This window comes from Isoptericola sp. GX10416, assembly GCF_056590155.1.
This window is the reverse complement of the sequence record NZ_JBWPVO010000002.1, coordinates 302,543-322,873: the sequence shown is the minus strand read 5'-3', so window position 1 is coordinate 322,873 and position 20,331 is coordinate 302,543. Positions and strand designations below refer to the sequence as shown.

The window sequence follows — 20,331 nt, the reverse complement described above, 5'->3', positions numbered from 1 at the left end:
CCCGGCGGTGGAGGCGGTGCTCTGGGGGCGGCTTCCAGGCGGGCTACACGCTCACGGCGACCTTCCCGGCGCGCCGCAGCTCGCGCTCACGACGCAGGGCAGGCAGGAAGCAGAAGACGCCGAGCACGCTCACCGCGCCGCCGATCACCATCGCCGCGCCGGTGGAGGTGGCGTCCGCCGTCCAGCCCAGCACGGGGGACGCGACCGCGTAGGTGGCGAACGCCGTCATCGAGGCCAGGGAGAGCACGGTCGACCGGTTGCGGGACGCGGCCTCCCGGTGCAGCAGCGTGTTGTACAGGGGTCCGGCCGCACCATGCAGGCCGTAGGTGACGAGGTAGGCCGCCACCAGAGCCGCCGGCCCGGCCACCACTCCCATCCACACCGCGCCGAGCCCGTTGAGGACGCGGGCCGCCATGGCTGCACGCGCCACCCCGACGCGCTTCGAGGCCAGGCCGGCGAGCGCCGCGCCGAGCGCGAACACGCCCCACCCCACGGACGCCGTCGGGCCCATGATGGCGCCGGCTCGCGCCCCGCTGCCGACGAGCTCGGCGAGGCGGATCGGCTGCAGGGACTCGAAGACGACCATCGCCGTCGACCAGAACACCTCGACGAGGAGCAGGCCCAGCAGCACCCGGTTGGTCGCGGCGAGCCGCAGCCCGTCGGCGACGACGGCGGGCGTCCGGCGGGCCGAGGCGAGCGCTCGGCGGGCCGCTCCCCCACGTCCCGCGCCGCCGTCGGGCACCGCGCGGACCTCCCGGAGCAGGACGCACAGCGCCACGAGGTGGACGACGGCGAGGCCGGCGTAGACCACGTACGGCAGCGTGAGCGCGGACCAGGTCGTCACGGGGTGCCACCACACGAGGCCGCCCGAGACGAGCGCGCCGGCCGCGACGGACAGGCCGACGACGACGCCGTGCCGCGCGAGGGTCCGGTCGACGTCGGCACCCGGGCTGGTCGCGTGCACGGCGTCCACGAACCATGCTTCGAGCGGGCCGGAGTCCAGCGCGCGGAAGGCGCCCAGGGCGGCGGCCGCGACCGCGAACTGCCAGAAGGTGCCCGCCACCGCGAACGCCGTCGCCGCGACCACCTGCGTCGCTGCGGCGGTGACGAGCACCGGCTTGCGACCGAACGCGTCGGCCGTGCCACCGGTGGGCAGCTCGAGGGCGAACACGACGATCCCGGTGATCGACGCGAGCGTCAGGGTCTGCGTCACGGTGAGCCCGCGCTCGACCGGGAGCAGGGTCGTCGCCGCGACGACGAGACCCACGGGGAACCAGCGGGTGGCGCTCAGCAGCAGGAAGACCCGGCGCGCGGCGGACGGCGTGAGCACCGTCATGAGCCGGTGCCCTCGGCGTCGGGGACGTCGTCCGGCTCGAGCGGGAACGACGTCATGTACAGGTGCAGGCGCCGCGCGCTGGGGTCGTCCGCACCGGCGCGGACGTACCGGGCGACGACGGCGTCGAGCTCGGCCTGCATCTGGCGTGCCTGGTCGGGCGTCACCTCGACCCAGGCGTCACCCATCCCGGAGACCTCCTGCCAGGGCGTCGGCCAGGACTCGGCGACGTCGAGCCAGCGGGAGTACGCGACGTCGAACTGCCGGTGGTAGTCGCGCACCAGCCAGCCGAGCGCGGTGCGGGCGTCCTCGTCCTCGGCGAAGTCCGCGGCGGACCAGGCGTGGCTCTCGGTCGCGGCCTGCCAGATGCGTTCCTTGCCGCGGCCCGCGCCGGTGTCCTCCACGAGCCCGACGGACTCGAGCTTGCGCAGGTGGTAGCTGGTGGCGCCCGTGTTGGTCGTCAGCTCGGCGGCGAGCGCCGTGGCCGACGCCGGTCCGCCGCGCCGCAGGGCGCTCAGCAGCCGGGAGCGCAGCGGGTGGGCCAGGACCTTGACGGACTCGGCGGTGAGGTCGAGGCGGGACCAGGGCTGCTCAGGGTTCGCATCCATGTATGCAGAATAAGCGTGCACGCTTTTTATGCACAATACCTGTGCACGCAGTCCCGGCTCGAGGCCGGGGGATCCATCGAGATCGGCGTCACAGGCCATAGGCTCTGTCGGGTGATCACCTCGTCGCCGGGAACGCCCCCGCCGCCGCACGGGCGGGTGCGGTCACGAGCAGGGCACCGGGTCGCGGCGTTCTTCGACCTGGACAAGACCGTCATCGCGACCAGCTCGACCGCCGCGTTCTCCCGGTCATTCTTCGCGGGCGGGCTCATCACCCGTGGCGACGTGCTGCGCAGCGCCTACGCGCATTTCCTGTACATGGCGAGCAGCGCCGACGCCGCCCAGACCGAGCGCATGCGCCAGCACCTGTCCGAGCTCGCCACCGGGTGGGACGTCGCCAAGGTCGAGCAGATCGTCGCCGAGACGCTCCACGAGCACATCGACCCCTACGTCTACGCGGAGGCCGTCGACCTCATCGCGGAGCACCACGCGATGGGCCACGACGTCGTGGTGGTCTCGGCGTCGGGCACCGAGCTGGTGGAACCGATCGCGGCGATGCTCGGGGCGGACCACGTCGTGGCGACCCGGATGGCGGTCGCCGACGGCCGCTTCACCGGCGAGATCGACTTCTACGCCTACGGGGAGAACAAGGCCACGGCCATCACCGAGCTGGCGGCCGCGCGCGGTTACGACCTGCAACGCTGCTACGCCTACTCCGACTCGATCACGGACGCCCCGATGCTCGCCGCGGTCGGGCACGGGTTCGCCGTCAACCCCGACCGCACCCTGCGCCGGCTCGCCGCGCAGAACGGCTGGGGCACGCTCACCTTCACCAGGCCTGTCGCGCTGCGTCCCACGATCCGCCCGACGCCGGTGCTCGCCGTCGTCGGGACGCTCGCACTCGCCGGGCTCGCCTGGGCTCTGTGGCGGCGGTGGCGCCGTCGGACCGGACAACCCGCTCCTCTTGCGGGCACCCGCAGCCAGGCGTTCCATGGTGCTAACAGGACGGGGCACGGGACCCACGCACAGACAGTCCACTGAGGACTCGTCGAGCGGGCTTGACCCGGTACGACGACGCGAGGACCACGCGCCTGCTACCCGCGAACCGTCCGGCGCGAGCGGCGCTCGGTGGAAGGAACCCGGGCGCCGCCCTCGTGCGTCGGACCGCTCGGCAACGGGCTGCGACCGCTCGGGAGGGCAGAGCGACCGCTCGCCCGGGAGCGGCGCGGGAGCATCGGCGGGAGCAGTAAGTCCGCTTCCCTTACTATTGCCTCCGCGGGGCGTGATCTGCACCACGACGCGGGTCTACACTCCCCACAGGGCGGCCCTCGGACGCCCCTCACGGACGGAACGCGACGACGCGGAGGAACCCAGTGACCGACAGCCAAGCCACCAGCCCGAGCCTCGAGAACCTGCTCCACGAGACCCGCGCGTTCCCGCCGAGTCCGGAGTTCGCCGACCAGGCCAACGCCCAGGCCTCGATGTACGACGAGGCCGCCGCCGACGGCGTGGAGTTCTGGGCCCGGCAGGCCCGCGAGCTCGTCTCCTGGAAGACACCTTTCACCCAGACGCTCGACTGGTCCGAGGCCCCCGTCGCGAAGTGGTTCGCCGACGGCACCCTCAACGCCGCGTACAACGCCGTCGACCGCCACGTCGAGGCCGGGCTCGGCGACCGCGTCGCCATCCACTTCGAGGGCGAGCCCGGCGACACCCGCACCATCACCTACGCCGACCTGCAGCGCGAGGTGTCCCGCGCGGCCAACGCCCTCGCCGCGCTGGGCGTCGAGTCCGGCGACCGCGTCGTCATCTACCTGCCGATGCTCGTCGAGTCCGTCGTCGCGATGCTCGCGTGCGCCCGCCTGGGAGCCGCGCACTCCGTCGTCTTCGGCGGGTTCAGCGCCGACGCGCTGCGCAGCCGCATCGCCGACGCCGGCGCCAAGCTCGTCATCACCGCCGACGGCGGGCACCGCCGCGGGGCGCCCAGCGCACTGAAGCCCGCCGTCGACGCGGCGCTCGCCCCCAAGGACGGCGAACCGGCCACCACCGTCGAGCACGTGCTCGTGGTGCGACGCACCGAGCAGGACGTCGAGTGGACCGACGGCCGCGACGTCTGGTGGCACGACGCCGTCGAGGCCGCCGACACGTTCCACGAGCCCGCCTGGGTCGACGCCGAGCACCCCCTGTTCATCCTGTACACCTCCGGCACCACCGGGAAGCCGAAGGGCATCCTGCACACCACCGGCGGCTACCTCACGCAGACGGCGTTCACGCACAAGCACGTGTTCGACCTCAAGGCGGACTCGGACGTCTACTGGTGCACCGCCGACATCGGCTGGGTCACCGGCCACTCGTACATCGTCTACGGCCCGCTGCTCAACGGCGCCACCCAGGTGATCTACGAGGGCACCCCGGACACCCCGCACCGCGGCCGCTGGTGGGAGATCATCCAGAAGTACGGCGTCTCCATCTTCTACACCGCGCCCACGGCCATCCGCGCCTGCATGAAGTGGGGCGAGGAGATCCCCGCGGAGTTCGACCTCTCCTCCCTGCGCGTGCTCGGCTCGGTGGGCGAACCCATCAACCCCGAGGCGTGGATGTGGTACCGCCGCGTCATCGGGTCGGACAAGACCCCGGTCGTGGACACTTGGTGGCAGACGGAGACCGGCGCCATCATGATCTCCCCGCTGCCCGGCGTCACCGCGGCCAAGCCCGGCTCTGCCCAGGTGCCCCTGCCCGGGATCGCCGCCACGGTCGTCGACGACGAGGCGCGCCCCGTGCCGGACGGCGGCGGCGGGTACCTCGTGCTCTCGGAACCCTGGCCGGCCATGCTGCGCGGCATCTGGGGCGACCTGCAGCGGTTCAAGGACACCTACTGGTCGCGGTTCCCCGGCATCTACTTCGCGGGCGACGGCGCCAAGAAGGACGACGACGGCGACATCTGGCTGCTCGGCCGCGTCGACGACGTCATGAACGTCTCGGGGCACCGGCTGTCCACCACCGAGATCGAGTCCGCCCTCGTGTCGAACGAGCTCGTCGCGGAGGCCGCCGTCGTCGGCGCCGCGGACGAGGTGTCGGGCCAGGCAGTGGTCGCGTTCGTCATCCTGCGAGGCGAGCACGCCGACGAGGCGGCCACGGACGAGGGGTCCGCCCGCATCGAGAAGACCCTGCGCGACCACGTCGCCCAGGAGATCGGCCCGATCGCCAAGCCGAAGCGGATCCTCGTGGTGGCCGAGCTGCCGAAGACCCGCTCGGGCAAGATCATGCGCCGTCTCCTGCGCGACGTGGCGGAGAACCGCGAGGTCGGCGACGCGACGACGCTGGCCGACTCCTCGGTCATGGACCTCATCCAGGCGGGCCTGGCCAAGCCGTCGGAGGACTGACACACCGGTCCACCGGGGCGGGGGGCCCACCGCCCCCTGCCCCGGCATGGACAATGGGCTTGTGCGCTTCCCCTTCCCGATCGAGATCCTCCCGCTGACCGCCGCGTCGCAGGACGCCGTGCGCGAGCTGGCCGCCGCCGCCGGGGCTCACGACGGCGTGGCCCCGCTCTCGGAGCAGCCCTTGCTGCGCCTCGGGGACGACGACCCGGACCTCACGCACGTCCGGGTGCAGACCCGGACCGGAGCCACCACGGGCTACCTGCAGGTGGACCGTGGCGGCGACGTCGCGAGCGCCGAGCTCGTCGTCCACCCCGACCACCGCCGCACCGGCATCGGCTCCGTCCTGCTGCGCACGGCCGAGCGCGACGCCCGCCTGCCCGACCGGTCCGGCGCACCCGACCAGCGGGGCAAGGCGTTGCGCGTCTGGGCGCACGGCGACCTGCCCGCCGCCCAGGCCTTCGCCGCCGCCCGCGGCTACACGAGCGTGCGCGAGCTCCTCTTCCTCGCGCTCCCGCTCGACGACGCCCCGGCCGTGCCGACGCCACCCCAGGGCTACCGGCTGCGCAACTTCCGGGCCGGGTCCGACGACGACGCCTGGGTCGCGCTCAACGCCCGGGCCTTCGCCGACCACCCCGAGCAGGGCCGCCTCACCGTGCACGACCTGCACGCCCGGATCGCCGAGCCGTGGTTCGACGCCGAGGGCTTCCGGCTCCTGGAGGGCCCCGACGGGCACCTCGCCGGCTCCATCTGGACGAAGGTGCCCACCGACCAGCCGGAGGGTTCGCGTGACGGCGAGATCTACGCCGTCGGCGTCGACCCGGCCGCGCAGGGCCGCGGCCTCGGTGCGCTGCTCACCGCGGCGGGACTGCACCACCTGGCGGCCGTGGGCTGCACGCGGGCCGTGCTCTACGTCGACGGCGACAACCCCGCGGCGCTCGCCACCTACGAGCGAGCAGGCTTCGAGCGGGCCGCGATCGACGTCCAGTACGCGCCCGCCTGAGTCCTCCGTCACCCACCGTTCATCAAACGATGCCAACATGGGCTCATGACTGCGTCCAGCCCGCGTACGGCCCGGCGTGACTCCCGCGGGCGGTTCGTCGCCGCGGCCACCGCCAGCACCTCCGAGACACGCACGACCGCGAAGGCAGGACCGCCACGCATGGACCCCCAGCTCGCCGCCCACATCGCCGAGCACATCGCCGAGGACTCGGGGGACACGACCGACCAGGTCCAGATCGTCCCGCCGGAGCCGATCGAGCTCCCGGCCGACCGGTTCGCCGACCGCGAGCTCAGCTGGTTGGCCTTCAACGAGCGCGTGCTGGAGCTGGCCGAGGACTCGTCGCTGCCCCTGCTCGAGCGGGTCCGGTTCCTGGCGATCTTCGCCTCGAACCTCGACGAGTTCTTCATGGTCCGGGTGGCGGGCCTGAAGCGGCGCATCGCCACCGGCATCGCCGTCACCGCGGCCTCGGGACTCAACCCCCGCGAGGTGCTCCAGGGCATCGGTGAGAACGCCCACCGACTGATGGAGCGGCACGCCGCCGTGTTCCGCAGCGACGTGCAGCCGGCGCTCGCCACCGAGGGCATCACGATCGTGCACTGGGACGAGCTGCTCGACAAGGAGCAGCAGCGGCTGCACAAGTTCTTCCGCAAGCACATCTTCCCGGTGCTCACCCCCCTGGCCGTCGACCCGGCGCACCCGTTCCCGTACATCTCGGGTCTCTCGCTCAACCTCGCGGTCGTGGTGATGAACCCGCTGACCGGCAAGGAGCACTTCGCCCGCGTCAAGGTGCCGCCGCTGCTGCCCCGCTTCATCGCCGTCGACGACCGCGGCCGCCCGAGCGCGCCCACACCGACGCAGGCCGGCGGCACGCAGAAGTCGTTCGTGCCGCTCGAGGAAGTGATCGCCCAGCACCTGGACCACCTCTTCCCCGGGATGGAGGTGCGCGAGCACCACACCTTCCGCGTCACGCGCAACGAGGACGTGGAGGTGGAGGAGGACGACGCCGAGAACCTTCTGCAGGCCATGGAGAAGGAGCTGCTGCGCCGCCGGTTCGGCCCGCCGGTCCGGCTCGAGCTCGCCGGCGGGATCTCGTCGCGCATCCGGGAGCTGCTGGTCCGCGAGCTCGGCGTCGTCGAGGAGGAGGTCTACGAGCTGGACGGCCCGCTGGACCTCACCGGCCTGAACGTCATCGCGGACATCGACCGGGCCGAGCTGCACTACCCGCCGTTCATCCCCACCACCCACCGCCAGCTCGCCGAGGTCGAGTCCGCGATGCCGGGCGACGTCTTCGCCGCCATCCGCGAGCGCGACGTGCTGCTGCACCACCCGTACGACTCGTTCTCCACCTCCGTGCAGACGTTCCTCGAGCAGGCTGCCGCCGACCCCAAGGTCCTGGCGATCAAGCAGACGCTGTACCGGACCTCGGGCGACTCCCCCATCGTCGACGCCCTGATCGACGCCGCCGAGGCAGGCAAGCAGGTGCTCGCGCTGGTGGAGATCAAGGCACGGTTCGACGAGCAGGCGAACATCTCCTGGGCCCGCAAGCTCGAGCAGGCCGGCGTGCACGTCGTCTACGGCATCGTCGGCCTCAAGACCCACTGCAAGCTCTCGCTGGTGGTACGCCAGGAGTCCGACGGGCTGCGCCGCTACTGCCACGTGGGCACGGGCAACTACCACCCGAAGACGGCCCGGCTGTACACCGACCACGGCCTGCTGACCTGCGACCCCGACGTCGGCCAGGACCTCACCCGCCTGTTCAACCAGCTGTCCGGCTACGCGCCCCGGTCCCGGTTCCACCGCCTGCTGGTCGCGCCCCGCACGGTACGGTCCGGGCTGATCGAGCGCATCGACCGCGAGGCCGCAGCCGCCGCCGCCGGCCACGAGGCGTGGGTCAAGATGAAGGTCAACTCCGCCGTCGACGAGGCCACCATCGACGCGCTCTACCGGGCGTCGCAGGCCGGGGCGAAGGTCGACCTCGTGGTGCGCGGCATCTGCGCCCTGCGGCCCGGGGTCCCCGGGCTGAGCGAGAACATCCGGGTGCGCTCCATCCTGGGCCGGTTCCTGGAGCACTCGCGGATCTTCGCCTTCGCCAACTCCGCCGGACCCGCGATCGGCGAGGGGCCGGAGACCGGGCCGGAGGTGTTCATCGGCTCGGCCGACCTCATGCACCGCAACCTCGACCGTCGCGTCGAGGCGCTGGTGCGCATCAGCGACGAGAGCCAGATCCTCGAGCTCCTCGAGCTGATCGACGAGTCGATGTCGGACGAGTCAGCCTCCTGGCACCTGCAGCAGGACGACACCTGGGTGCGTGCCACAGGGCCGGAGGGCGAACCTCTGGTCGACCTGCAGTCGCAGCTCGTTCGCCGTCACCGCCGCCGCCCCGCCAGGACGCGCTGACCCACCCGATGGCCGCCGCACCGCAGTCGCCCCGCCGGCTCCGCACCGCGACACCGTTCGTCGACCCCCTCGGCGCGACGTCGGTGCAGCATGCGCCCGTGATCGAGACCGCCGGTGCGCTCGTGTGGCGCATCCGGCACAAGAAGCTCCAGGTGCAGCTCGTGCACCGGCCCCGCTACGACGACTGGTCGTGGCCGAAGGGCAAGCACGAGGAGGGCGAGTCCCTCGCCACGACGGCGACGCGCGAGGTCGCCGAGGAGACGGGCCGCGCCGTGGTGCTCGGCCTGCCGCTGTCCGGCCTGCAGTACCTCACCCCGGAAGGCCGCGTGAAGCGCGTGCACTACTGGGCGGCACGCCGCGCCGCCTCCGAGCGCGACGCCCACCCGCTCGCCGCCCGGGCGCCCGTCGCCCCGGTGGACAAGCGCGAGATCGACCGCTGCGAGTGGGTCGACGCCGACGTCGCCGCCGAGCGCCTCACGCGCGCGACCGACCGCGGGCCGCTGGACGCCCTCGTCGAGGCCGCACACGACGACCACCTCGCCACGCACGCCGTCGTCATCGTCCGGCACGGCCGGGCGCTGCCCCGCGCGGCCTGGTACGGCGCCGAGCAGGAGCGCCCCCTGACGCCGGTCGGCCACGCGCAGGCCGCCGCGCTGGTCCCGGTGCTCGCCGCCTACGGCGTCGACTCGGTGGTCTCCAGCCGCTGGGAACGGTGCGCGACGTCGATCGACCCGTACGTGCGGGCGTCCGGCGTGCGTCCCGAGTACAGCGACAACCTCGGCGAGGCGCAGCACGAACGCTCGCCCGCCCGCGTCGCCGGGGCCGTCCGCGACCTGCTGGAGTCCGGCCGGTCGTCGGTGCTGTGCACGCACCGCCCCGTGCTCCCGACGGTGCTCGACGTGCTCGGGCAGCACTCGCGCCGCGCGGTGGCCAACGCCCTGCCCCGGCGGGACCCGTATCTGGAGCCCGGCGAGGCCCTCGTCGCGCACGTCGCCACGACTCGACGCGGACCGCGGGTGGTCGCGGCCGAACGGGTCGCGCCGCCGGTGTTCTGAGCCGGTCTCAGCCCACGGAGCCCAGCACGAGCCACGTGGCCCCGGCGGCCATCAGACCCGCTGCGGGCGCGGTCAGCAGCCAGAACACGGCGATCGTCCGAGCCACTCCCCAGCGCACCGCGGAGAGCCGCCGGGTGGACCCCACGCCCACGATCGCGGCGGTGATGGTGTGCGTGGTGGACACCGGGGCGTGCAGCACGATCGCGCTGACGTACAGCACGATCGCGGAGACCGACTCGGCGACGAAGCCGCGCGCGGGGTCGATCTCGATGATCCGCCGTCCGAGGGTCCGCATGATGCGCCAGCCGCCGGCGTACGTGCCCGCCGCCATCGCGGTCGCCGCCGCGAGCTTGACCCACAGCGGGATGCCCTCGACGGGGCTGACGGCGCCGACCGTGAGGAGCGCCAGCCAGACGACGCCCATCGTCTTCTGCGCCGCCTGCAGGCCGTGCCCGAGCGCCATGGCGGCGGCCGACGCCGTCTGCGCGATCCGGAAGCGTCGGTTCACGCGGGACGGCGCCGCGTTCCGGAACGTCCACAGCAGGGCGACCATGAGCGCGAACGCCCCCACGAACCCGATGACGGGCGACACGAGCAGGGGGACCACCACCCGGTCGAAGACCTCTTCGCCGTGGACCGCCATGCCGCCGGCGAGACCGGCCCCGAGCAGGCCGCCCACGAGCGAGTGGGTGGACGACGTCGGCATGCCGAACCACCAGGCGACGAGGTTCCACGCGATGGCGCCCAGCAGCGCGCACAGCAGCACGACGAGCGCGTCCACGGCCGGCGCCCCGTCGAGGTCCACGACCGACGTCGCGATCGTCTCGGCGACGGCGGTCCCGAGCAGGGCGCCGACGAAGTTCATCGCCGCCGCCATCGCGACGGCGATGCGGGGCGTGAGCGCCCGGGTCGAGATGGAGGTCGCGACCGAGTTCGCCGCGTCGAGGAACCCGTTCGTGCAGGCGAAGCCGAGTGCGACGACCACGACCACGACGACGAGGGCGACCTCCACGCTCACGACTCCTTGAGGACGATCGTCTCGACGAGGTTCGCGACCTTCTCGAAGGCGTCCGTGGCCTCCTCGAGGATGTCGACGACCTCCTTGAGCTTGATCAGCAGGATCGGGTCGGCCACACGGTCGAAGAGGTGGGCGAGCAGCGTGCGGTGCAGCTTGTCGCCCTGGTTCTCGAGCCGGTTGATCTCGACCCAGTACTCGGGGAGCTGGTCGAGCTTGCGCAGCCGGGGCATGGCGTCGGCCGTCAGCTCGGCGCAGCGCAGCAGCACCTGGATCTGCTCGGAGACGGCCATCGGCAGCTCGTCGATCTTGTAGAGGACGATGAGGTGCCCCGCCTCGTCCATCGCGTCCATGCAGTCGTCCAGCGCGGAGGCGAGGCTGTAGATCTCGTCCCGGCCGAAGGGTGTGACGAACGTCTTGTTGAGCCGCCGCATGATGGAGTGCGTCGCCTCGTCGGCCTCGTGCTCCGCCTCGGTCAGGCGGTCCACGATCTCCTCGCGCTCACGACGCGACGCTCCGAGGAGCTCGGCCAGCAGGGTTGCTCCGGTGACGGTGTGTCCGGCCAGCACGGCCAGCAGGTCGAAGAAGGTGGTGTCGCGCGGTGTGAGGCGCAGGCGCACGTGAGGCTCCCGGTGAGGAGGGACGCTCGGTCAGTCACAGAGTAGGTCCCGGCTCGCGACCGGGCTAAATCGGCTGTCCGGCGTGGGCGCGCCCGGACGCAGAAGTGCGACGCCGGACCGGGAGCGCCTCTCGGCGCGTGGCCGCTCGAAGCGGCTCGAGGTGGAGCCCGGGGCTACCGCGGCCCGACGTCGCCCGTCCATCGTACGGCCGCTTCCGTCAGTCGAGCGAACCCGCACGCCACAGCGCGGCCGCGTGCTCGAGCTCGCCGGCGGTCCCCACCAGGTCCGCTGCGCCGCTCGTCATGCGCGCCGCCGCCTGCGGGTCGGCGACCTCCCGCGCGTCGGCGTCGTAGGCCGCACCGGTCGCCAGGATCCGGCAGAACGCCGCGGCTCGCTCCAGCGCGACGGCCAGGTCACCGGCATAGACCCCGGACAGCACCGTGTCCGCGAGCTCGCGCAGGTCCGACGGCGTAGGCGGGCGCGGCACTCCGGCCACGACCTCCTGCACCGGCGCGACGTCGACGCCGAGGCGGTAGCGCAGGCCGATGGTGCGCGGGTCGCGCCGCACCCACTCGCGCAGCGCGTACAGCCGCCAGAGGGCACCGGGCAGGCTGGCCGGCGCGGCGTCCGACCAGAGCTCGGCGACCACGTCGAGGCCTTCGTCCTCGACGAGCCGGACGAGCCGTGCGACCACCTCGGGGTCCTCGGCGGCGCGGGCGCGGTGGACGACGGCGCGAGCGGTGGTGTGGGCCACCTCGTCGCGCCGCGCAGGGTCGAGCGCGCCCGGCAGGGCGTCGGCATCGCGCGGGTCGAGCATGGCCGGGCGACGGAAACGTCGGTCGTTCACCGACCCAGTCTCGCAGGTCGGTCAGGTACTACGACGGCGTCGGTGGGCACCGCGTCTCCTGTGGCGGTCGCCAAAGGCACTCGCCGTGCCCGCTCACCGCATCACTCCTAGCATCACCAGGAGAAGGCCCCGGGACCGGGGCGTGGGAGGAGACCTGAGATGACCTCAGCAGCACCGACCGGTGCCGGCGCCAGATCAGCGCACCGCAAGGCGATCAGCCTGTCGATCGCCGCCGCCGTCGGAGGCTTCCTGTTCGGCTTCGACTCGTCGGTGATCAACGGCGCGGTGTCGGCGATCGAGGGTGAGTTCGAGCTCGAGGCGACGGTCACCGGCCTGGTCGTGGCGGTGGCGCTGCTCGGCTGCGCCCTGGGTGCCTGGGGCGCCGGCCGGCTCGCGGACCGCATCGGTCGCGTCAAGGTGATGCTGCTGGGTTCCGCCCTGTTCCTGTTCTCCGCGGTGATGTCGGCCCTGGCGTGGACCGCGCTGGACCTGTCGCTCTGGCGCTTCCTCGGCGGCATCGGCATCGGTATCGCGTCGGTCATCGCCCCGGCGTACATCGCCGAGATCTCGCCGGCCTCGATCCGCGGCAGCCTGGCCTCCCTGCAGCAGCTCGCCATCACGGTGGGCATCTTCGGCGCCCTGCTGAGCGACCAGCTCCTGGCGAACGCGTCCGGTGGTGCCGCGAACGAGCTGTGGCTGGGGTGGGAGGCCTGGCGCTGGATGTTCTTCGTCGAGGCGGTGCCCGCCGTCGTGTACGGGTTGCTGGCGCTGCGGATGCCGGAGTCTCCGCGCTACCTCGTCGCGCGAGGTGCCACCGACGAGGCCCGTCGGGTGCTCTCCTCGGTCCTCGGACCGCAGGAGGACGTCGACGAGCGGATCGCCGAGATCGAGAAGTCGATCGCCGTCGACGAGGAGAGCGCCCACCTCGGTTCGCTCAAGGGCTCCGGGTTCCTCGGCCTGAAGTCCATCGTCTGGGTGGGCATCCTGCTGGCGATCTTCCAGCAGTTCGTCGGCATCAACATCATCTTCTACTACTCGACCACGCTGTGGCAGGCGGTGGGCTTCGACGAGTCGCAGGCGTTCCTCGTCTCGACGATCACGGCGGTGACGAACATCGCGGTGACCTTCATCGCCATCGCGCTCATCGACAAGGTGGGCCGGCGTCCGATGCTGCTCATCGGCTCCGCGGGCATGGCGGTCTCCCTGCTGCTGATGGCGGCGGCGTTCACCCAGGGCAACGCCGTCGTGGACCAGGCGACCGGGGAGTCGTCGCTGTCGTTGGAGGGTGCGTGGGCGACCATCGCGCTCATCGCGGCCAACGCGTTCGTCGTCTTCTTCGGCGCCACGTGGGGCCCGCTGATGTGGGTGATGCTCGGCGAGATGTTCCCGAACCGGATCCGTGCGGCGGCTCTCGGCGTCGGCGCGGCGGCGAACTGGCTGGCGAACTTCACGATCACGCTGACCTTCCCGCCGATGCTGTCGACGTTCGGGCCGGCCGTCCCGTACGGCATGTACGGGTTCTTCGCCGCGTTGTCCTTCGTCTTCGTGTGGTTCAAGGTGTCGGAGACGAAGGGCAAGCAGCTCGAGGACATGACCGAACAGGTGCGCCGCCGCACCTGACGCCCGCCGCCGAGGTGGTGGGGCGCTCCACTACCTCGGCGGCGGACGTCCTGCCTCGGGCAGGCTCGCTCGATCACTTGCTTGGTGCAAGCAATCTACACTACGGTGCCCGAGGCAATGAAAGGGGTCGACGTGTCAGAAGGTGCCTCGACAGCACTCGTCTCAGCGCTCGAGTCGCTCGCACGCGCTCAGCGGGCGGCGGCGAGTCGGATCGCGCGTGACCTCGACTGGCCACGGGCCGGGCTCGGCATCGTGCGGCTGGTCCGGAACCGCGGGTCGGTCCAGCTCTGCGACGTGGCCGAGGCGCTGCGCGTCGACGCCTCCGTCGCGAGCCGCCAGGTCAGCGCACTGGTCGACGCAGGCTACGTGCGCCGCACCGTCGACCGGGCGGACCGCCGCGCTCGCACCCTGGAGCTCACCGACGCCGGGCGCGCGTTCGCCACGGAGTCGGACCGCTACTTCGACGACTTCGTCGACGAGGCCTTCGCGGACTGGTCCGCGGACGACCTCGCCGACGCCATCACCCGGATCCGCGACGTCGCGGCCGCCATCAGCTCCGTGACCCAGGAGGTCCCGCCTCGATGACCGACACCACCAGCTCCGCGCCGGGCACACCCGGCACCACGGAGAGGCCGGCCGCGCCGCTCGACGCTCCGGCCGAGAACAACCCCGCGATGACCCGCCGCGAGACGCTCGAGGCACTCTCCGGCATCCTGCTCGGCGTCTTCGTCTCGCTGCTCGCCACCACGATCACGTCGACCGCTCTGCCGCGCATCGTCGCGGACCTCGGCGGCTCGCAGCACTCCTACACGTGGGTCGTCACGGCCATGCTGCTGACGATGACCGTCTCCACGCCGTTGTGGGGCAAGCTGGCGGACCTCACGAACCGCAAGGCCCTCATCCAGGTCGCGCTGGTGATCACCGTGGTCTCCGCGGCGGCGGCCGGGTTCTCCCAGGACATGTCGGCGCTGATCACCTTCCGTGCCCTGCAGGGCATCGGGGCCGGCGGCCTGATGTCGCTGGCGACGGTCCTGATGTCCGACATCATCAGCCCGCGCGAGCGCGGCAAGTACATGGGCCTCATGGGCGGAGTCATGGCCGTGGCGCAGATCGGCGGCCCGTTGCTCGGCGGCGTCATCACCGACTCGTTCCTCGGCTGGCGGTGGACGTTCTTCGTCGGCGTCCCGTTCGCGGTCGCCGCCCTCGTCGTGCTGCACAAGACGCTCCACCTGCCGGCCCGGGGCGTGCGCAAGGTCACCATCGACTACCTCGGCGCCGCGCTCATCGCCGTCGGTGTCGCACTGCTGCTGGTCTGGGTCACGTTCGCGGGCGACCAGTTCGCGTGGGCCTCCTGGCAGACCGCCGCGATGGTGGGTGCCGCCGTCGTCTCCCTCGCCGCGGTGGTGCTGGTGGAGCGGAAGGTGACGGAGCCGATCATCCCGCTGCACCTGTTCCGCAACCGCACGTTCGTGCTGTCGATCGTCGCGTCCGCGGCCGTCGGCGTGGCCATGTTCGGCACGGCGGTGTTCCTGTCCCAGTACCTGCAGCTCGCCCGGGGCAAGACTCCCACCGAGGCTGGTCTGCTGACGGTCCCGATGGTCGTCGGCACCATGATCGGCGGCATCGTGCTCGGGCGGATCATCTCCCGCACCGGGCGCTACAAGGCGATCATGGTCGGTAGCGCCGCGCTGCTGTCGCTGTCGCTGCTCGGGATGTCCACCATCGGCACCCAGACGAGCTTCGTCATCATCTCGGTCTACCTGTTCGGGCTCGGGCTGTCCGTCGGCGCGCTCATGCAGAACCTGGTGCTCGCCACCCAGAACACCCTCGACGTGCGCGAGATGGGCGCCGGCACCGCCACCGTGGCGTTCTTCCGTTCCCTCGGCGGGGCCGTCGGCGTCTCGGTGCTCGGCGCCGTCCTGGCAGGCTCCGTCAAGGAGGACCTCGCCGCCGGTCTCGCTCGGCTCGGTGTCCCCGTGTCTGCCATGGGCGACTCGGCCGGCGCGGTCCCGGACATGTCGCAGCTCCCCGCGCCGGTGGTGGACGTCGTCGCCGGCGCCTACACCGACGGCATCACGGGGATCTTCCTCATCGCGGTGCCGATGGCCCTCGTGGCGCTGGTCGCGATCTGCTTCATCCGCGAGATCCCGCTCGGCGAGCGCTCCGGCATCCAGCAGGCCCGCGACCTGACCGCGGCGCAGGCCGCCGACGAGCGCTGAGGCCGAGCCAGGGCCCGGCGCGTCGGGGCGGGCACGGAGGCAGGCTGAGGGACACGACGAGGTGCTGTCTCGGTCATGGATGGAACCTGCGGCGCCATTTTCACCCGCTCGGAGCGGCTGAATAACCAGATCGTGACCTATAGAGGGTCCCGAACACCTCCGCACGAGGCCATGATGGGGCCATGCACGACGTCGACTCCGCCCACACCCGTCTGCCGGATCCGCAGACCGATCCCTTCGGCGCGCTCGAGCGCGAGGTCCGCGTGCTCATCCGGCGGGCGCAGTCCACCTCGGCGCAGACGGCGCGGCTCATCCATCCGGAGCTCGACGCGTCGGCGTACCCGCTGCTCGCCCACATCGCCATGAACCCGGGCACCCGCGGCTCGGACCTCGCGGCGCACTTCGGCGTCGGCCGGGCGACGGTGTCGCGCCAGCTGAGCCGGCTCGCGGAGCTGGGCCTCGTGCACCGCGAGACCGACCCCGAGGACACCCGCGGGCAGCAGATCACCCTGACCGACGACGGCGCGGCCCGCTTCCAGCATGCCCGCGACGCCCGCCTCGCGATGCTCGAGGTCGCCCTGTCGCAGTGGGAGAAGGAGGACGTCGCCACGCTGGCGCGCCTGCTGAACCTGTACTCGAAGGATGTCGTCACCTGGCTGGGCAGCCAGCAGTCCGCCGCGCTGCTCAGCGCAGCAGACGCTCGCGCAGCGCGCTGACCGCCTCCGGCTCACCGCCGTGCGCGGCGAACCAGCCTGCCGCGCCGCCGTCGTGCGCCGCGAGGACGTCCAGCACCGCACCGATCGCGTGCGCCGGTGCCGTGAGCAGCTCGGGCGGGAGCGCAGCGAGCACGTGGGCGTCCTCCTCCCGGGTCCGGTGCGCGGGGCGGGCCCGGGCGATGATCCCCGGCATGTTCGGCTCGGTGCGGACGTAGTCCGTGACGATCTCCGCCCGCTCGGCACCCACCAGGAGGAGCAGGATCGCCACCAGCACACCGGTCCGGTCCTTGCCGGCGGTGCAGTGCACCAGCACGGGGGCGTCCTCGGTCGCGACGGCGCGCACCCCGTCGACGAGGTAGGCGGCGCCGGCGCCGTGGAGCAGCTCGACGTAGAAGCGGCCCAGGTCGAACGGGGCGACGTCGCCGGCTCGTCGCGTCCGGGTGGCGCCGGTGAGGACCGGCAGACTCACCACCCGGGCGACCTCGCGCAGCGGGTGCTCACGTCCGCCCTCGCCGACGTCGCGCAGGTCGAGCACGGTGCGGGGCGGCCAGACGACATCGCGCGGCCCGACGTCGCCGACGTGCGGCGCGTCGGAGCGCAGCAGGACGCCGGGACGCAGGCGTGGGGACGCCGCCCCGACGTCACGCAGGTTCACGAGCCGGTCCGGCACGACGGAGGTCTCGGTCATGGGGCGACGGTAGCGGTCGCGGAGGCCGCAGCGTCAGTGGGTGCCGGGCTCGAACGTCAGGCTGACGGAGTTCATGCAGAACCGGTCGCCCGTGGGGGTCTGCGGCGCGTCGTCGAACACGTGACCCAGGTGGGAGCCGCAGCGCGCGCACCGCACCTCGGTGCGGACCATGCCGAGCGACCGGTCCTCGATGAGCTCGACCCGGTCACCGGCCAGCGGCGTGTAGAAGGACGGCCAGCCGCAGTGCGAGTCGAACTTGGACTCGCTGCGGAACAGCTCGTTGCTGCAGGCGCGACACCGGTAGACACCCTCGCGGTCCTCGCCGAGGAGCTCACCCGTCCAGGCCCGTTCGGTACCCGCCTGGCGCAGCACCGTGAACTCTTGTGGCGACAGCTCGACGCGCCACTCGTCCTCGCTCTTGGAGACCTCGTACGTCATGCCGATGACAACAGGCGCCGGACGGGAGGTGTTCCCGTCCGGCGCCTGTCGGGCACTCGTCAGCGACGACCGCCGGCCTGCCCGGCGCCCTGGGCGGCGCGGCCGCCGGCACCCTGACCTCCGCGGCCCCGACGACGGCGGTTGCGGCCGCCCCCGGCACCCTGCGGTCCGGAGGCACCCGAGCGGGACTGCCCGCCGCCCGACCGCTGGCCCTGCGGCTTCTTGCGGGCCGGCTGCTGCTCGACGGGCGGTGCCGGCTTGACGTACGCGGCGACCTCGCCGACCAGTGCCGCGACCACCGGGTCTCCCGGTGCCACCTGCTGCGGGCGGGCGGCGATGCGGGCCTTGCGCGTCAGGTCGCGCACGTCGCCGCGCTCCTCGGGGAGCATGACCGTCACGACGTCCCCGACCGAGCCCGCACGGGCCGTCCGACCGGAACGGTGCAGGTACGCCTTGTGCTCGGCGGGCGGGTCCACGTGCACCACGAGCTCGACCTCGTCGACGTGGATGCCGCGCGCGGCGATGTCCGTGGCGACCATGACCTTGACGTCGCCGGAGGAGAACGCCGCGAGGTTGCGCTCGCGGGCACCCTGGCCGAGGTTGCCGTGCAGGTCCACGGCGGGCACGCCGGCTGCCGTGAGCTGCTTGGCCAGCTTCTTCGCCTGGTGCTTGGTGCGCATGAACAGGACGCGGCGACCGGTGCCCTGGGCGAGCTGGTGCACGACCTGCTTCTTCGCCTCCTTGTCGGACACGGCGAGGATGTGGTGGGTCATCTGCGGCGGCGGGGCCGCGGCGTCGTCCACCGAGTGCGTGACCGGGCTCTTCAGGTAGCGCTTGACCAGCACGTCCACGCCGTTGTCGAGCGTGGCGGAGAACAGCAGCCGCTGACCGGTGCGTGGCGTGCGGTCCATGATCCGCTTGACGCCCGGGAGGAACCCGAGGTCGGCCATGTGGTCGGCCTCGTCGAGCACCGTCACCGAGATGTCGTCGAGCGTCAGGAGCTTCTGGTTGAGAAGGTCCTCGAGCCGGCCCGGGCAGGCGATGACGATGTCGACACCCTGGTTGAGCGCGGTCACCTGACGCGACTGCGCCACGCCGCCGAAGATCGTCGTGGTGCGCAGGCCGAGCGACTGGGCGATCGGCTTCATGACGGCGTCGATCTGGTTGGCGAGCTCGCGGGTGGGGCACAGCACGAGCGCCATCGGGGCGGCGCTGCGCAGGGCGCGGCGGCCGGCGGACTTGGCCGCGGCCTTCTGGCGGGCGAGCTCCGTCACGGTCGGCAGGGAGAACGCGAGCGTCTTGCCGGAGCCGGTGCGGCCGCGGCCGAGCACGTCCTTGCCGGCGAGAGAGTCCGGCAGCGACGCCGCCTGGATGGGGAACGGGGTGGTGATGCCGGCGTCCGTCAGGTGCTTCACGACAGGGGTCGGCAGGCCGAAATCGGCAAAGGTAGTCACAGATGAGCCTCTCTGGGGACGTCGTACGACGTCCGGGTCGGGGTCCGCCGCACGTAATCCGGGGGGATCTCCACGACGTGGGGCGCGCGGGTTCGCACTGCCCTCTCACGACCATTGTCGCACGTCGATGCCGATCGACCGCACCGGCTCTCAGGGGGACGTGGTGGAATGTGCCGCGTGGACGACTTCTTCGCGACCGTCGGTGACGTGCTCGGACGGATCTGGACGGCGGCCACCACGCCGGTGGACCCGCCCGACCAGCCCGTCGTGCTCGCCGTCGCGCTGGTGGCGCTCGCCGTCGTCGTCGTCGGCCCGGTGTGGCGGGTGGCGCGGCACGTCGTGACCATCGCGCACGAGGGAGCGCACGCCGTCGTCGCCATGCTCACCGGACGCCGGCTCGACGGGATCCGCCTGCACTCGGACACCTCCGGCCTGACCGTCACCGCCGGGCGCCCGCGGGGTCTCGGGATGATCCTCACGGCGTTCGCCGGCTACGTGGGGCCGGGCCTGGTCGGCCTCGGCGCGGCGTGGCTGCTCCGAGCGGGCTACGCCGTCGGGCTGCTGTGGCTGCTCGTGCTGCTGCTCGCGCTGCTGCTGCTCAAGATCCGCAACTGGTTCGGGCTGTGGTCGGTGCTCGTCAGCGGCGCGGCGCTGGTCGCCGTCTCCTGGTGGCTGGAGCCCGCGACGCAGTCGGCCGTCGCCTACGCCGTGACGTGGTTCCTGCTGCTCGGCGCGGTCCGGCCGGTCTTCGAGCTGCAGGCGCAGCGGGCCCGGGGCCGGGCGCGCTCCTCCGACGCCGACCAGCTCGGACGGCTCACCGGGGTCCCCGGCATCCTCTGGGTGGTCGTGTTCGCCCTGGTCACCCTCGGCTGCCTCGTGCTCGGCGCGGGCTGGATCGTCGGCCCCGTCGGCACCTGACGGCACACGGTGGCACCAGGCGGCCG

Annotated in this window: 18 protein-coding genes; 10 read left to right on the top strand and 8 right to left on the bottom strand. The window is 72.4% G+C overall.

Annotation, left to right across the window (positions count from 1 at the left end; genetic code table 11):
- Nucleotides 1-43 precede the first annotated feature (43 nt).
- Nucleotides 44-1,336, bottom strand: coding sequence for an MFS transporter (locus ACWAT2_RS05330; protein ID WP_402373709.1), 1,293 nt, complete (start codon nt 1,334-1,336; stop codon nt 44-46).
- On the bottom strand, nt 1,333-1,941 hold the full coding sequence (locus tag ACWAT2_RS05325) for an ArsR/SmtB family transcription factor (protein ID WP_402373707.1): 609 nt from the start codon (nt 1,939-1,941) through the stop codon (nt 1,333-1,335). The genes ACWAT2_RS05330 and ACWAT2_RS05325 overlap by 4 nt, the downstream gene beginning before the upstream one ends.
- A gap of 111 nt (nt 1,942-2,052) precedes the next feature.
- On the opposite strand from ACWAT2_RS05325, the gene ACWAT2_RS05320 reads away from it, so the two are divergent.
- From ACWAT2_RS05320 to ACWAT2_RS05300, 5 genes are all read left to right on the top strand, one after another.
- Nucleotides 2,053-2,979, top strand: a complete 927-nt coding sequence (locus ACWAT2_RS05320; RefSeq protein ID WP_402373704.1) for an HAD family hydrolase — start codon at nt 2,053-2,055, stop codon at nt 2,977-2,979.
- A gap of 332 nt (nt 2,980-3,311) precedes the next feature.
- Nucleotides 3,312-5,318, top strand: coding sequence for an acetate--CoA ligase (gene acs, locus ACWAT2_RS05315; RefSeq protein WP_402373701.1), 2,007 nt, complete (start codon nt 3,312-3,314; stop codon nt 5,316-5,318).
- A gap of 61 nt (nt 5,319-5,379) precedes the next feature.
- Nucleotides 5,380-6,318 carry a mycothiol synthase gene (gene mshD, locus ACWAT2_RS05310; protein WP_402373699.1) on the top strand — a complete coding sequence of 313 codons (939 nt, stop codon included), beginning with the start codon at nt 5,380-5,382 and terminating at the stop codon, nt 6,316-6,318.
- A 159-nt stretch (nt 6,319-6,477) separates the two neighbouring features.
- Nucleotides 6,478-8,715 carry an RNA degradosome polyphosphate kinase gene (locus tag ACWAT2_RS05305; protein WP_402373944.1) on the top strand — a complete coding sequence of 746 codons (2,238 nt, stop codon included), beginning with the start codon at nt 6,478-6,480 and terminating at the stop codon, nt 8,713-8,715.
- Nucleotides 8,716-8,813: 98 nt separating this feature from the next.
- Nucleotides 8,814-9,770 carry an NUDIX domain-containing protein gene (locus ACWAT2_RS05300; protein ID WP_402373696.1) on the top strand — a complete coding sequence of 319 codons (957 nt, stop codon included), beginning with the start codon at nt 8,814-8,816 and terminating at the stop codon, nt 9,768-9,770.
- A 7-nt stretch (nt 9,771-9,777) separates the two neighbouring features.
- Here ACWAT2_RS05300 and ACWAT2_RS05295 read toward each other — a convergent pair whose 3' ends face one another.
- From ACWAT2_RS05295 to ACWAT2_RS05285, 3 genes are all read right to left on the bottom strand, one after another.
- Nucleotides 9,778-10,782, bottom strand: coding sequence for an inorganic phosphate transporter (locus tag ACWAT2_RS05295; RefSeq protein WP_402373693.1), 1,005 nt, complete (start codon nt 10,780-10,782; stop codon nt 9,778-9,780).
- 2 nt (nt 10,783-10,784) lie between these two features.
- The gene (locus ACWAT2_RS05290) at nt 10,785-11,405 is read right to left on the bottom strand and encodes a DUF47 domain-containing protein (RefSeq protein ID WP_402373690.1); all 621 of its coding nucleotides are present in this window, start codon (nt 11,403-11,405) and stop codon (nt 10,785-10,787) included.
- Nucleotides 11,406-11,622: 217 nt separating this feature from the next.
- Entirely contained in the window at nt 11,623-12,222 is a 600-nt protein-coding gene (locus ACWAT2_RS05285; protein ID WP_402373942.1) for a hypothetical protein, read from the bottom strand.
- Nucleotides 12,223-12,411: 189 nt separating this feature from the next.
- Here ACWAT2_RS05285 and ACWAT2_RS05280 point away from each other — a divergent pair, with 189 nt between their 5' ends.
- From ACWAT2_RS05280 to ACWAT2_RS05265, 4 genes are all read left to right on the top strand, one after another.
- Nucleotides 12,412-13,872, top strand: coding sequence for a sugar porter family MFS transporter (locus tag ACWAT2_RS05280; RefSeq protein ID WP_402373688.1), 1,461 nt, complete (start codon nt 12,412-12,414; stop codon nt 13,870-13,872).
- 132 nt (nt 13,873-14,004) lie between these two features.
- Nucleotides 14,005-14,457 (top strand): MarR family winged helix-turn-helix transcriptional regulator, encoded by a 453-nt coding sequence (locus ACWAT2_RS05275; protein WP_402373685.1) that lies wholly within the window; start codon nt 14,005-14,007, stop codon nt 14,455-14,457.
- Nucleotides 14,454-16,091 carry an MDR family MFS transporter gene (locus ACWAT2_RS05270; protein ID WP_402373682.1) on the top strand — a complete coding sequence of 546 codons (1,638 nt, stop codon included), beginning with the start codon at nt 14,454-14,456 and terminating at the stop codon, nt 16,089-16,091. Before ACWAT2_RS05275 ends, ACWAT2_RS05270 begins: the two co-directional genes overlap by 4 nt.
- Nucleotides 16,092-16,273: 182 nt before the next feature.
- The gene (locus ACWAT2_RS05265) at nt 16,274-16,807 is read left to right on the top strand and encodes a MarR family winged helix-turn-helix transcriptional regulator (RefSeq protein WP_402373679.1); all 534 of its coding nucleotides are present in this window, start codon (nt 16,274-16,276) and stop codon (nt 16,805-16,807) included.
- Here ACWAT2_RS05265 and ACWAT2_RS05260 read toward each other — a convergent pair.
- The 3 genes from ACWAT2_RS05260 to ACWAT2_RS05250 are packed head-to-tail and all read right to left on the bottom strand — an operon-like array spanning nt 16,776 to nt 19,387.
- The gene (locus ACWAT2_RS05260; protein WP_402373676.1) at nt 16,776-17,495 is read right to left on the bottom strand and encodes a tyrosine-protein phosphatase; all 720 of its coding nucleotides are present in this window, start codon (nt 17,493-17,495) and stop codon (nt 16,776-16,778) included. The two genes, ACWAT2_RS05265 and ACWAT2_RS05260, sit on opposite strands and share 32 nt — an antisense overlap.
- 33 nt (nt 17,496-17,528) lie before the next feature.
- Nucleotides 17,529-17,933 (bottom strand): peptide-methionine (R)-S-oxide reductase MsrB, encoded by a 405-nt coding sequence (gene msrB, locus ACWAT2_RS05255; protein ID WP_402373673.1) that lies wholly within the window; start codon nt 17,931-17,933, stop codon nt 17,529-17,531.
- Nucleotides 17,934-17,992: 59 nt separating this feature from the next.
- Entirely contained in the window at nt 17,993-19,387 is a 1,395-nt protein-coding gene (locus tag ACWAT2_RS05250) for a DEAD/DEAH box helicase (protein ID WP_402373670.1), read from the bottom strand.
- Nucleotides 19,388-19,555: 168 nt separating this feature from the next.
- Between ACWAT2_RS05250 and ACWAT2_RS05245 the strand changes: the two genes are divergently transcribed.
- The gene (locus ACWAT2_RS05245; RefSeq protein WP_402373667.1) at nt 19,556-20,305 is read left to right on the top strand and encodes a M50 family metallopeptidase; all 750 of its coding nucleotides are present in this window, start codon (nt 19,556-19,558) and stop codon (nt 20,303-20,305) included.
- Nucleotides 20,306-20,331 lie beyond the last annotated feature (26 nt).